Annotated in this window: 7 protein-coding genes; 2 read left to right on the forward strand and 5 right to left on the reverse strand. The window is 63.8% G+C overall.

What is annotated here, in order from left to right:
- The first annotated feature begins 36 nt into the window (after positions 1–36).
- A complete protein-coding gene (gene pepN, locus AC1D2G_RS20885; protein WP_477416360.1) occupies positions 37–2,682 on the forward strand; it encodes an aminopeptidase N in 2,646 nt (881 codons plus the stop codon).
- A 171-nt stretch (positions 2,683–2,853) separates the two neighbouring features.
- Entirely contained in the window at positions 2,854–5,175 is a 2,322-nt protein-coding gene (locus AC1D2G_RS20890; RefSeq protein ID WP_477416362.1) for a PAS domain-containing sensor histidine kinase, read from the forward strand.
- Between the two features lie 50 nt (positions 5,176–5,225).
- Here the strand turns inward: AC1D2G_RS20890 and AC1D2G_RS20895 are convergent, their stop codons facing one another.
- From AC1D2G_RS20895 to AC1D2G_RS20915, 5 genes are all read right to left on the reverse strand, one after another.
- Positions 5,226–5,708, reverse strand: coding sequence for an EF-hand domain-containing protein (locus AC1D2G_RS20895; protein WP_477416364.1), 483 nt, complete (start codon positions 5,706–5,708; stop codon positions 5,226–5,228).
- Positions 5,709–5,757: 49 nt separating this feature from the next.
- A complete protein-coding gene (locus AC1D2G_RS20900) occupies positions 5,758–8,778 on the reverse strand; it encodes a bifunctional [glutamine synthetase] adenylyltransferase/[glutamine synthetase]-adenylyl-L-tyrosine phosphorylase (RefSeq protein ID WP_477416366.1) in 3,021 nt (1,006 codons plus the stop codon).
- The gene (locus tag AC1D2G_RS20905; protein ID WP_477416368.1) at positions 8,775–10,253 is read right to left on the reverse strand and encodes a sensor histidine kinase; all 1,479 of its coding nucleotides are present in this window, start codon (positions 10,251–10,253) and stop codon (positions 8,775–8,777) included. The genes AC1D2G_RS20900 and AC1D2G_RS20905 overlap by 4 nt, the downstream gene beginning before the upstream one ends.
- A gap of 7 nt (positions 10,254–10,260) precedes the next feature.
- Positions 10,261–10,935: a response regulator transcription factor gene (locus AC1D2G_RS20910; protein WP_167392270.1), complete on the reverse strand. Its 675-nt coding sequence runs from the start codon at positions 10,933–10,935 to the stop codon at positions 10,261–10,263.
- Positions 10,936–11,295: 360 nt separating this feature from the next.
- Entirely contained in the window at positions 11,296–12,849 is a 1,554-nt protein-coding gene (locus AC1D2G_RS20915) for a Do family serine endopeptidase (RefSeq protein WP_457150981.1), read from the reverse strand.
- Between the last annotated feature and the right edge of the window lie 54 nt (positions 12,850–12,903).

The raw sequence follows: 12,903 nt of genomic DNA on the forward strand, positions 1-12,903 counted from the left end.
TCCGCCGCCAAGGCAATCGACAGGAAAACCCACGGAATGCGCACGGACACCGGCCAGGTCTTCAAACTCGAAGACTACCGCCCCAATGACTACCTCATTCCGCAAACCAACCTCACCTTCCGCCTTTCGCCAGACGCAACGCGCGTCACCGCCGTGCTCACGGTCGAGCGCCGTGATGGCGTATCCGCGTCGGCTCCGTTGGTGCTCGACGGCGACGGGCTGACGCTCAAGCGCGTCGAGATCGGCGGCAAGAAAGCGAAACCGGCCGATATTCTGGTGACGCCAGACCAGCTGACCATCCTCGAGCCGCCGGCCGCGCGGCGCTTCCAGCTGCTCATAGAGACCGAATTGGCGCCGGTGGGCAACGAAGCGCTCATGGGCCTTTACCGCTCGAGCAATGTCTACTGTACGCAATGCGAGGCCGAGGGCTTTCGCCGCATCACCTATTTCCTCGATCGCCCCGACATCCTGTCTGTCTACACAGTGCGCATCGAAGCCCTGCGCGACGAGGCGCCGCTGCTTTTGTCCAACGGCAACTTGGTCGACAAGGGTGACGTCGGCGATGGCTGGCACTTTGCTAGATGGCACGACCCCTTCCCCAAGCCGTCCTACCTGTTCGCGCTGGTGGCCGGCAATCTCGGCAAAGTTGCCGACAGTTTCGTCACCCTGTCCGGCCGCATGGTCGAGCTCGGCATCTATGTCGAGCCCGGCAAGGAAAAGCTGGCCGGCTACGCGATGGACGCCCTGAAGCGGTCGATGAAATGGGATGAAGAGGCGTTCGGCCGCGAATACGACCTCGACGTCTTCAACATCGTCGCCGTGTCCGACTTCAACATGGGCGCGATGGAGAACAAAGGCCTCAACATCTTCAACGACAAATATGTGCTGGCCGATCAGGAGACAGCGACCGACGCCGATTTCGCCAATATCGAGGCGATCATCGCGCATGAGTATTTTCACAATTGGACAGGCAACAGAATCACTTGCCGCGACTGGTTCCAGCTCTGCCTGAAGGAAGGGCTGACGGTTTTCCGCGACCACGAATTCTCCGCTGATCAGCGCTCGCGCGCGGTCAAGCGGATCGCTGAAGTGCGCACGCTGCGCTCCCACCAGTTTCCCGAGGACCAGGGCCCGCTGGCGCATCCGGTGCGGCCACGCCGCTACCGCGAGATCAACAATTTCTACACGGCCACTGTCTATGAGAAAGGCTCCGAAGTGGTGCGCATGATCCGCACCATTCTCGGGCCTGATGCCTTTCGTGCCGGTATGGATCTCTATTTCGAGCGGCACGATGGCGACGCGGCGACGATCGAGGATTTCATCAAGGTGTTCGAGGACGCATCCGGCCGCGACTTGTCGCAGTTCGCGCTCTGGTACCACCAGGCGGGCACGCCCAATTTGACCATCAGTTCGACGCACAATCCGGCGTCGCAGGAGTTCATGCTCGAAATCGAGCAGTCGGTGCCGCCGACACCCTCCGAGAGCCGCAAGCGGCTGATGCACATCCCGCTCGCCTTCGGCCTGATCGGCGCCGGTGGCCAGCCGGTCGACTACAGCGGCGTCGAGGGCGCCAGCGTCGAGGACGGCGTCATCCATGTCCGCAAGCGCCGCCACATGGTGCGGTTCTCAGGTGTTGCCGAGCGACCGGCGGTGTCGCTCAACCGCGGTTTTTCGGCACCGGTGACGCTGTCCGTCGAGCAGAAGGCCGACGACCAGTTCTTCCTCGCCCGCCATGACAGCGACGCCTTCTCGCGCTGGCAGGCCTTCAACACGCTGTTGACCGACGCGCTGATTGCCGCCTTCCGCGAGATCCTCGGCGGCAGGCAGCCGGTTTTCGCGTCGCGGCTGACCGAACTCGCCGGCGGCATCGCCGCCGACGAGACGCTGGAGCCGGCCTACCGGGCGCTGGCGCTGGCGCTGCCTGGCGAAGCCGACATTGCCCGCGATATCGGCAGCAACATCGACCCCGACGCCATCTACGCTGCCCGCGAGGCGCTTGCACTGACAATAGGCACGGCCAACCCTGACAATTTTGCCGGCCTCTACGACGGGCTTGCCGACAAAGCGGCGTTCAGCCCGGATGCGGCGAGCGCCGGACGACGGGCCTTGCGCAACACCCTGCTGGACTATCTCTCGATGCAGCCGGGAGGAGCAGCACTTGCCGCCGCACATTTCCAATCGGCGACCAACATGACAGACCGCGCCGCGGCCCTTGCCGTGCTTGCCCATCGCCACCACGGTTCGCCCCAGGCGATCCAGGCGCTGGTTGCATTCGAGACGACTTATGGCTCCGACCCGCTAATCATGGACAAATGGTTCCAGATCCAGGCCAGCGTGCCCGGTCCGCAGGCCGTCGACACGGTGCGCGCGCTGACCGCTCATCCCGCTTTCTCGATGCATAATCCGAACCGTGTGCGCTCGTTGATCGGCACCTTTTCCAGCGCCAACCAGACCGGCTTCCACCGCGCGGACGGCGAGGGCTACCGGTTCTTCTCGCAGACCGTGCTCGAGGTCGAAAAGCGCAATCCGCAATTGGCGGCGAGGCTGGCGACAGCACTCCGCTCATGGCGTTCACTCGAACCTGGCCGACAGGCCAAGGCCAGGGAAGCGCTGCTTTCGATCGCGAAAGCCGGAGACCTGTCAGCTGATCTGAGCGATATTGTCGATCGCACGCTGGCCTAGGCGTGCGCTCTCGTCCGGAAAGGGCCGTTTCGGCACTATTTTAGTCAATTTTTAATCTTTTTTCGCCGGACCACTGGACAAGGCGAATCACCTTTGATTCTTTACTGACGATTCGGATGTGCGGCGTTTGCCGGATCAAAGCAGCATAGGCAACTTCGGGGAGTGCCATTTATGGCGAAGGCGGACGCGTGGGGCGCGCCCGGGGGGAAGGTTTTTGCGCATCGCGAGACGCGAAGCGACGGCCTTGCCGGGAACACGCGGCTCATCGCCGAACCGGCCTACCGGCGGCTTCTGGCCGCCGAGCCTCTGCTGCGCCGATCGATACCGGCCCTCATCATCACCTTCCTGATCGTCATCGCGGCGCTGCGGGTCCTGTCGCTGATGAACGAGCGCGACGATATCGAACGCAGCGCCAAGGCGATCCTCACGCTGGCGGCGGGTCAACTGGCAAGTTCGCTCGCCATCACTTCGGACACGGTGCCGGGCGCCATCCAGGACCTGTTGGAAACCACCAGCCGTCAGGGCGCGATGGGCCGCAGCCACGTGCTCGTCATCACCGACAGCGCTTTCAAGATCATCGCGGTGACACCGCGCTCGGTGCCATGGCAGAGCCATTCGCTCGACGGCCTCGTCGAGGGTGGCCAGCCATTGTTCATGTTCGGCGACCGCGCAGGCGTCATGGAGGTCAACATCGGCGGACGGGACTGGTATGCGGCGGTCAGCCTGGCGAACGGGCGAAAGGGTGCCGCGGCGGCACTGGTACCGCAGGACGCGGTTTTCGACGCCTGGCGCAAGACTGTCTCGCTGAACGTCACCCTGTTCGTGCTGACGGCCGGCGTGCTGATCATCATCCTCTACGCCTATTTCGGCCAGGCAGCACGCGCGCAGGCGGCCGATCGCATCTATCTCGAAGCGCATCAGCGCATCGACATGGCGCTGGTTCGCGGCCGCTGCGGCCTGTGGGACTGGGACATGGTGCGAGGCAAGATGTACTGGTCGCGCTCGATGTACGACATGCTCGGCTACAAGCCCTGCGACACGATGCTGTCGTTCGGCGAGGTCGACGAGATCATCCATCCCGAGGACGGCGACCTGTTCGAGCTCGCCAACAGAATCGTCGCCCGTGAGATCGACCATATCGACCAGGTGTTCCGCATGCGACACGCCGACGGCCAATGGGTGTGGATGCGCGCCCGGGCTCAGGTCATCGATCCTGAAGCGCCGGAGATCCAGCTTATCGGCATCGCCGTCGACGTCACTGAACAGCGCCATCTGGCGCTGCGTTCCGAGGCGGCCGACCTTCGCCTCAGAACGGCGATCGAAAACATCAACGAATCCTTCGTGTTGTGGGATTCGGCCCAGCGCCTGATCATGTGCAATTCCAAATACCAGCAGGACAATGGACTTTCGGACCGCGACGTCATGCCGGGCACCGCGCGCGCGGTGCTGGAAGACCGGATGCTGGCCTTCGCTTCCGAACGGCGGCTTGCCAACACAAGCGGGCTGCAGGGCGGCGCGACCTTCGAGCGGCAGCTGGCCGACGGCCGCTGGCTGCAGGTCAACGAACTGAGGACCCGGGACGGCGGCATCGTCTCCGTCGGCTCCGACATCACCCAGATCAAGCTGCACCAGGAGAAGCTGGTCGACAGCGAGCGCCGGCTGATGGCGACGATCCATGATCTGAGCCTCGCCCGCCGGGCCGAAGAGGAGCGATCGCGCGAACTGGTCGACCTCAACCGCAAATACATGAAGGAAACCGAACGCGCCGAGGCGGCGAACCGCGCGAAGTCCGAATTCCTCGCCAATATGTCACATGAACTGCGAACGCCGCTGAACGCCATCATCGGCTTCTCCGAACTGATGGAACAGGGCCTGTTCGGTCCTCTGGGGTCAGAGCGCTACGAGGAATATGCCACCGACATCAACAGCAGCGGCAAATATCTGCTGGGCGTCATCAACGACATTCTCGACATGTCCAAGATCGAGGCTGGCCAATTCTCGCTGGACCAGGAACAGATCGACCTCGGTCCGCTGATCAGCGAGACGGTTCGCGTCGTCTCGCTGCAGGCGGCGCAAAAGGCGATCACCGTGGAAACACGTATCGCCGACGCGCTGACGCTGTTCGCAGATCGCCGCGCGATCAAGCAGATCGTCATCAACCTCTTGTCCAACGCGGTGAAATTCACCGGTCAGGGCGGCCACATATCGGTCAGGGCCCGCAACACCTCCGGCGCACTGGTGCTGACCATCGAGGACAATGGCTGCGGCATCCCTAAAGACGCGCTCGGCAAGCTCGGCCGACCCTTCGAACAGGTGCAGAATCAGTTCTCCAAGAGCCATGCCGGGTCCGGCCTGGGCCTCGCCATCTCACGCTCGCTGGCCGAGCTCCAGGGCGGTGCGCTGAAGATCCGTTCGACCGAAGGTGTCGGCACGATCGTGTCGGTGCGCATTCCGGTGAAGAAGGCCGCGCCGGCGATCAAGGTCGCGGCCTGAGAGCAACCACAGGCTCCGACTGACGTCGCCGGAGCCTGGATCGGACAGCCTCACTGCATGCCGCCGCCATCGTCGCCGTCGCCATCCCATTCACGATGACGGCCAAAGCGGTCGCCTTTCGGCAGTTCGCTCTTCTCGATCTTGCCGTCATTGTTCCTGTCGAGCATGGCAAAGACCTTCTTCTGGCGACTGGTGATGTCGTCAGTGGTCAGCGTGCCATCTCCCCTGGTGTCGTAGCGGGCGATGATGCGTTTGGCCATCTGCTCAAAACGCGCCTTCTCCAGCGCATCGGCGAGTTGGGCGACGGTCAGCTTGCCGCCATTGTCGGCGACGAGTTTCTTCAGCCGCGCGTTCATGGCGTCGGAAAACTGGTCGAAGCTGATGGTGCCGTTGGAATCGCTCATCGCCTTGCTGAGGCGCATCATCGTGCCCTCGCGCAGCTTTTCGCTGGCACTGTTTTCGGCATAGGCCGTGGTGCCGACGGCGCCGGCCAGGGCGACGAAGGCAAGGGCAAGTTTGGTTGTCGTTCTCATGGTCTTCTCCTGTTGCATCGTCACCCCCGATGCGGCCTGACGAACGGCTTCACAGTCGTCCGGCACGAAGCAAAAGGTCAAAGTCCTTCCTGACCTTTTGCGACGTCTCCTGGAGGTGCGCTTCCAGCACACCGAAATCCGGCAGGTCAGTCACCGCCAGAAGCAGATCCGAAAGCCCCGGCGGAACATCGTCGCGCTCGAAGGCTCCGGTAAGGCACAGCCGCGTCATCTGGGTCAGCGCCAGATAGAGCGCGTAGGCTTCGCCAAGTTCCTGCCTGACCCCGGCATCGGCAAAGCCCGGCGCCAGGCGGGACAGGATTTCGGCCGTGCCGGTGGCACGTCTAACGGCCGGGGCACGTGCAACGGCCGGGGCACGTGCAATTGGCAAGGCCGGGGCACGCGGCCCGGCTTCGACCTGCCCGGTGAGCACGGCCACCTGGGCGATGAATTCGAGATCGATCAGGCCGCCCGGGATCAGCTTGATGTCCCATAGGTCGCGCGGCGGCTTTTCCTTTTCGATCATGGCGCGCATATCGGAGGCCTCGGCCATCACTTTTGCCGCGTCGCGCGGCTGGCCAAGCACTGCCGCCACTTCCGCCTCAACCTCGCTGCACAGGCCGGCATCGCCGGCAATGGCACGCGCCCGCGACAGCGCCATGTGCTCCCACGTCCAGGCCTCCTGGCGCTGGTACTTCTTGAAGGCATCGACGTGGGTGGCCACAGGCCCCTTGTTGCCGGATGGCCGCAGGCGTAGGTCGAGTTCGTAGAGCACGCCTTCCGCGGTTGGCGCGGACACGGCCGCGATCAGCCGCTGCGTCATGCGGGTGTAGTAATGCGAAGGCGCCAGCGGCTTGTCGCCATCGGATTCCTCGGCATTTGGCGCGTGGTCGTAGAGCAGGATGAGGTCGACGTCCGATCCGGCGGTCAGCTCGCGGCTGCCCAGCTTACCCATGCCGAGCAGCGAAACCACGCCGCCGGCAATCGTGCCGTGGCGTGCCGCGAATTCGGCGGTCACCGCCTGTAACGCCGCCTCGATGGTGAGATCCGCAAGATCGGAAAAGGCGCGGCCGGCCCGAGCCGGATCGATCGAGCCGGCCAGCAAGCGGACACCGATCAAGAACTTTTGCTCGGAGGCAAAAATGCGCAGCCGGTCGAGCACGTCCTCATAAGGCCGGTCGCCCTCGACAAAGGCGGAAAGCCGGGCCGACAGATAGGCACGGTCCGGCAATTCAGTCAGCAAGGCCGGGTCGAGCAAGCCATCGAAGACATGCGGCCGGCGGGTGATGATCGCCGCCAGCCGGGGTGCGGCACCCATGATCGTCGCCATGAGCTTCAGCAGCGCCGAATTGGATTGCAGCAACGAAAACAGCTGGATACCGGCAGGCAGGCCAGCGAGAAACTCGTCGAAGCGTATCAAGGCTTCGTCGGCCCGGCGGGTCTGGCCGAAGGATCGCAGCAGCGCCGGCGTCAGTTCCGTCAGCCGTTCGCGCGCTTCCGCGGACCGGGTGACGCGATAGCGGCCGAAATGCCAGCCGCGGATGACCCGGCAGATGTCGCTCGGCCGCTGGAAGCCAAGACCGTGCAAGGTCCGCAGCGTATCGGGATCGTCGACATCGCCGGTGAAGACCAGATTGCCGATGCCTGTCGAAAGCTCCGGCGCGGTTTCAAACAGGGCGGCGTAATGGCGCTCGACCTGTTGCAGCGAGGCACGAAAGGCCTGGGAAAAGTCGGCCGCATCGGCAAAGCCGAGCATGTGGGCGATGCGCTCCAGCCCTTCGTCGTCTTCCGGCAGCGTGTGCGTCTGCTCGTCGGCAACCATCTGCACGGCATGTTCGACACGCCGCAGGAACCAGTACTGACGAGCCAGCGCATCGCGGGCGTCTGATGTAATCCAGCTGCGCGCCGCAAGCTGGCCGAGCATCGGCACGGTCTCTCGCCCGCGCAGTTCCGGGAAACGTCCGCCGGCGATGAGCTGCTGGGTCTGGACGAAGAACTCGATCTCGCGGATGCCGCCGCGCCCGAGCTTGACGTTGTGGCCCTTCACGGCGATCTCGCCATGGCCCTTGTGGGCGTGGATCTGGCGCTTGATCGAATGGACGTCGGCAATCGCCGCGTAGTCCATGTATTTGCGCCAGATGTAGGGCTGCAACTCCTTGAGGAAGGCAGCGCCGGCGGCGAGGTCGCCGGCGACTGGACGCGCCTTGATCATCGCGGCGCGCTCCCAGTTCTGGCCGCGCGCCTCATAATAGCGCAGCGCTGCCTCGACAGGGATCGCCAGCGGTGTCGAACCGGGATCGGGGCGCAACCTGAGATCAGTGCGGAAGACATAACCGTGCTCGGTGCGGTCCTGCAGGATGCGCACCAGGCGACGCGTCAGGCGCGAAAACAGCTCGGTGGCATCAAGTGGATCAACGACGGCGGGCGCTTCCGGATCGAAGAAGACGACGAGATCGATGTCGGAGGAAAAATTCAGCTCATGCGCGCCAAGCTTGCCCATCCCGAGCAGGATCCAGCCCGATTGCCTCGACGGATCGTCGAGATCCGGCAGTTTGAGCTTGCCCTGGCCATGGGCGTCGCGAAGCAGGAAGTCGACGGCAGCGCGGGTACAAGCGTCGGCAAGGTCGCTCAACCGCCGCACCGTCAGTGCCGTTTCGGCTTCGCCGGCAAGATCGGCCAAAGCGATCAGGAAATGCGCCTCGGCCTTCCACTGGCGCAGTTCCATCATCAGGCCGGATTCCGAGACTGCCTCGACCAAATGCGCCTGGCCGATGGCGGCGCCGATCGCTTTCAGCCGCGCCTCGACCGTCTGTTCGAACAGGCCGTCCAAAATCTGCGGCCGGCGACGCGCCGTATCGCGCAGGAACGGCGACAGATCGAAGACGGCTGCCAGGAAATCCTGGCTTGGCCCCTGGCCGGCCAGGAAATTGGCCAACCGCGCCAGCCCCTCTTCCCGCGCCGCGGAAGTGATCTCGGCCAACTCTTGCCGAGCCCGATTTTCGTCGAGCGGAGCAAGCCTGGCGAGCGGCTTCAGCAGCCAATCCGTCTCCACCTGCTTCGCAGCCGCACTCATAAGTGATCCTCCCGCGAGGGGAAACTCATGACCACGGATAATCCGGGATTGCCAGGCAAGAGATCAAGTCGGCCACTGTGGAAGGTCATGACCGCCTTGGCGAGGCTCAGGCCAAGACCGGAACCCGGCTGCGAACGGCTTTTCTCCAGCCGCACGAAACGCTCGGTCGCGCGGGCACGGTCGCCATCGTCCGGAATGCCCTGGCCATTGTCGGCAACCGACAGTCGAACTTCGGTACCGATCCGCTCAACAGCCACGCGCACGGCCGGTTGAGCGTTGGAGTCGGTCGAATATTTGATGGCGTTGTCGACGATGTTCGACAGTGCCTGGCCGATCAATTCGCGGTTGCCGTTGACGAAGACAGTTTCCCGCACGTCTGTCTCCAGCGAGACGCCTGCCTCCTCCGCCACCGGTTCGTAGAGCTCGACGACATCGCGCACGGCTTCCGCAAGATCGACGCGGTTGGTGTTCTCTGAGGAGTAGCCAGCCTCCAGCCGGGAGATCATCAGGATGGCGTTGAAGGTTTTTATCAGCTGGTCGGATTCGGCAATCGTGCCTTCCAGCGCCTGACGGTAATCGGTGGTCTTGTGCTTGCCCGCAAGCGTCGCCTCGGCTCGGTTGCGCAGCCGGGTCAGCGGCGTCTTCAAATCATGCGCGATGTTGTCGGAAACCTGTTTCAGGCCTTCGTTGAGCGTGGCGATCCTGGCCAGCATGGAATTGAGGTTTTCGGATAGCCGGTCGAACTCGTCACCGGCGCCGGTCACCGGCAACCGGCCGGAAAGATCGCCGCCCATGATGCGGCGGCTGGCTTCCGACACGCTGTCGATGCGCTTCAGCGCGGCGCGACCGACAAAGAACCAGATCAGCAGTCCGCCCAGCCCCATCATGCCAAGCGCCAGCATCAGGGCGCGGCGGATGACGGCGCGGAACCGCTCTGGCTCGCCGAGGTCGCGGCCGACCAGCATGATCATCTGGTTGGGCAGCCGAAGCACCAGCGCAATGGCGTTGTGGCCCTTTTCGCCCTGCGCCTGCGCTTCGTTCGGGTCGGATTGAGTGGTGCTCTGGTCCGCCGGCAGATTGCGCTGCCGCTCGAGCTCTCCCTCACCAAAGCGCTGATAGGAGAACGGGCTGTTGGTCCAGCCTTCGGTTTCGAGCACGCCCGGCTCCAGGCTCTGCACGTTGCCTGTCAGTATCTGGCCGTTGGCGTCGGCGATCAGATAGAGGTTGGCGCCGGGCTGGCGCGAGCGCTGCTCGACGACGCGCACCAGGATCGGCAGGCCGCCACGCTGATAGGCGCGAGCGAGGCCGAGCACTTCGTCGTTGATGGTCTCCTGCGTCTGCGCGGTCAGCATGCGCGCCGACAGCGAGGTCATGTAGAAGACGAGCAGCACGGCGCAGAGCGCGAAGAGCAGGAGATAGAGCGCCGAAAGCCGCGCTGCCGTCGTCTTCATGATGGCTGGCACGGATAGGGCCATGCTGCTGCTAGCCGCTCTTCAGCATGTAACCGGCGCCGCGAACGGTATGCAGTATGGACTTGTCGAAGCCCTTCTCGATCTTGCCGCGCAGCCGCGAAACATGGACGTCGATGACATTGGTCTGCGGATCGAAATGATAGTCCCAGACATTTTCGAGCAGCATGGTGCGCGTCACCACCTGGCCGGCATGGCGCATCAGATATTCCAGCAGGCGGAATTCGCGCGGCTGCAGCGTGATCTCGCGCGCCGCGCGGCGGACCGAGTGCGACAGCCTGTCGAGTTCCAGATCGCCGACGCGGTAGACGGTTTCCGCTTCCTTGGCGCTGGCGCGGCGGTTCAGCACCTCGACACGGGCCAGAAGCTCAGAGAAGGCATAGGGCTTGGTCAGATAGTCGTCGCCGCCGGCGCGCAGGCCGGTGACCCGGTCGTCGACCTCGCCGAGCGCCGACAGGATCAGCACCGGCGTCGTGTTGCCCCTAGACCTCAGGCCGGCAATGACCGACAGGCCGTCGCGGCGCGGCATCATCCGGTCGATGACCATCACGTCGTAGTCGCCAGCGTCGGCGAGCGCAAAGCCGGTTTCGCCGTCTCCGGCAACATGGGCCGTGTGACCGGCCTCGGCGAAGGCTTTCTGCAAGTAATCCGCAGCCTCGCGATCGTCTTCTATGACGAGAATCTTCATAGGACCGTTATACGCGATTTCGCTGGAAGGTTGAGTGGCAGACATCTGCATAGTGGCCTTTGCCAAAGCGCATCGCGATCAAGATCATCCGAAGCCGCGCGCGAAAAAAATCCTTGTCCCGACCTCGTTGCGCCAAGACCGCTGAAACGCTTTTTTGACGACATGCCTTGAGGGTGCGGCAGCGGGCGATGGGAAGCCCGCTGCCGCCGGGGAGAGCGCGATGACTGACTAACGCGCACTCCTCCATGCTTTCCCGTACGGCGGCTCGGGGGTGTTGAAACCGCCGCACTGGAAAAGTCGAACCTGCCGCCGGAGTGCCCTCATCCGCAGGGAGAAAACAAGAACGCTCCGGCGCGTGCCTCAGCCCTTGGCGACGGGCAGCGCGACGAAACGATTGTTGTCGTCGCGGGTGATCTGCATCAGCACGGCCTTGCGGCCGGACTTGACCGCCTCGGTCATCGCCTTGGTGACGTCGTCGGTGGCGTTCACTTCGGTCGAATTGACCGATGTGATGATGTCGCCCGGCTGGATGCCGCGGTCGGCGGCATCGCTGTCGGGATCGACATCGGTCACCACAAGCCCCTTGCCGTTTTCGGACTTGGTGACGGTCAGGCCGAGATCGGCCAGCGAGTCGGGCTTGGCCGGAGCGGCGGGCTGCTGCTGGTCGGCCGATGCCTGCTTGTCGCTCGAAGGCAGTTTGCCGAGATCGACCTTGACCGTCTGGCTCTTGCCATCACGCCACACGGTGACATCGACCGACTTGCCGGGCGAGTAGGCGCCGATCAGCCGGGCCAGTTCCTTCGGCGAAGCAACGTCCTTGCCGTCGACCTGGGTGATCACGTCACCAGCAATGATGCCGGCCTTCTTGCCGGGACCCTCGTCCTGGGCACTGGAAACCAAGGCCCCATTCTGCGACTTCAGGCCCAGCGATTCGGCGATGTCGGAGGTGACCGGCTGGATTTCGACACCGAGCCAGCCACGCTGCACGGAACCGCTCTTCATCAGGTCCTGAACGACCTGCTTGGCGGTCGAAGCCGGAATGTCGAAGGCGATGCCGACGCTGCCACCTGACGGCGAGAAGATCGCGGTGTTGATGCCGACGACCTGACCGTTGAGGTTGAAGGTCGGGCCGCCCGAATTGCCGCGATTGACCGAAGCATCGATCTGGATGAAGTCGTCATAGGGGCCAGCGCCGATGTCGCGGCCACGGGCCGAGACGATGCCGGCGGTAACCGTGCCGCCGAGGCCGAACGGATTGCCGACGGCCACCACCCAGTCGCCGACGCGGACCTTGGAGTCGTCCGCGAAGTCGACATAGGTGAACTTGCCGACGCCGTCGACCTTGAGCACGGCGAGATCAGTGCGCGGGTCGGTGCCGATCAGCTTGGCGTCGAGTTCCTTGCCGTCATTCATCACCACGGTGAAGGCCGAGCCTTCCTCGACGACGTGGTTGTTGGTGACCAGATAGCCATCATCGGAGATGAAGAAGCCGGAACCCTGTGCAACCGGTCGCGGCTGGTCGTTGTTGTGGTCGCGGTGGCTGAAGCGGCGATTACCGCCACCCTCGCCGTTCTGATCGCCAAAACCACGGAATTCCTTGAAGAAGCGGCGCAACTGCGGATTGTTGGGCAGGTTGTTCATGCCGTCCGGATCGTCGGACTGATCGGAGCCGTCATCGGCCACCGGGCTGATCTTGGCCTTGACCTTGACGCTGACCACAGCCGGAGAAACGCGCTCGACGACGTCGGCGAAGCCCGGCACCTGCGGCGCCTCGACACGCACGGCATCAGCCAGAACGGGCCCTGTTCCAGTCGTCAGCGCACCGATGCCGATCGCGCCGGCAACGGCGATGGATGCGACGGCGGCCATCAGACGCTTGCGGGTGACGGAATATGAATTGGGGGCAATACTCATGGGGTCTCGTATCCTCTTTCAAATGGACGCCCTTGATCGGCATCCTCGGGAAAG

It is taken from the genome of Mesorhizobium sp. P2_C7, assembly GCF_056404515.1.

Coding starts and splice junctions, on each gene's coding strand:
- pepN (WP_477416360.1), top strand. CDS start 37: ATGCGCACGGACACCGGCCAGGTCTTCAAACTCGAAGACTACCGCCCC.
- AC1D2G_RS20890 (WP_477416362.1), top strand. CDS start 2,854: ATGGCGAAGGCGGACGCGTGGGGCGCGCCCGGGGGGAAGGTTTTTGCG.
- AC1D2G_RS20895 (WP_477416364.1), bottom strand. CDS start 5,708: ATGAGAACGACAACCAAACTTGCCCTTGCCTTCGTCGCCCTGGCCGGC.
- AC1D2G_RS20900 (WP_477416366.1), bottom strand. CDS start 8,778: ATGAGTGCGGCTGCGAAGCAGGTGGAGACGGATTGGCTGCTGAAGCCG.
- AC1D2G_RS20905 (WP_477416368.1), bottom strand. CDS start 10,253: ATGGCCCTATCCGTGCCAGCCATCATGAAGACGACGGCAGCGCGGCTT.
- AC1D2G_RS20910 (WP_167392270.1), bottom strand. CDS start 10,935: ATGAAGATTCTCGTCATAGAAGACGATCGCGAGGCTGCGGATTACTTG.
- AC1D2G_RS20915 (WP_457150981.1), bottom strand. CDS start 12,849: ATGAGTATTGCCCCCAATTCATATTCCGTCACCCGCAAGCGTCTGATG.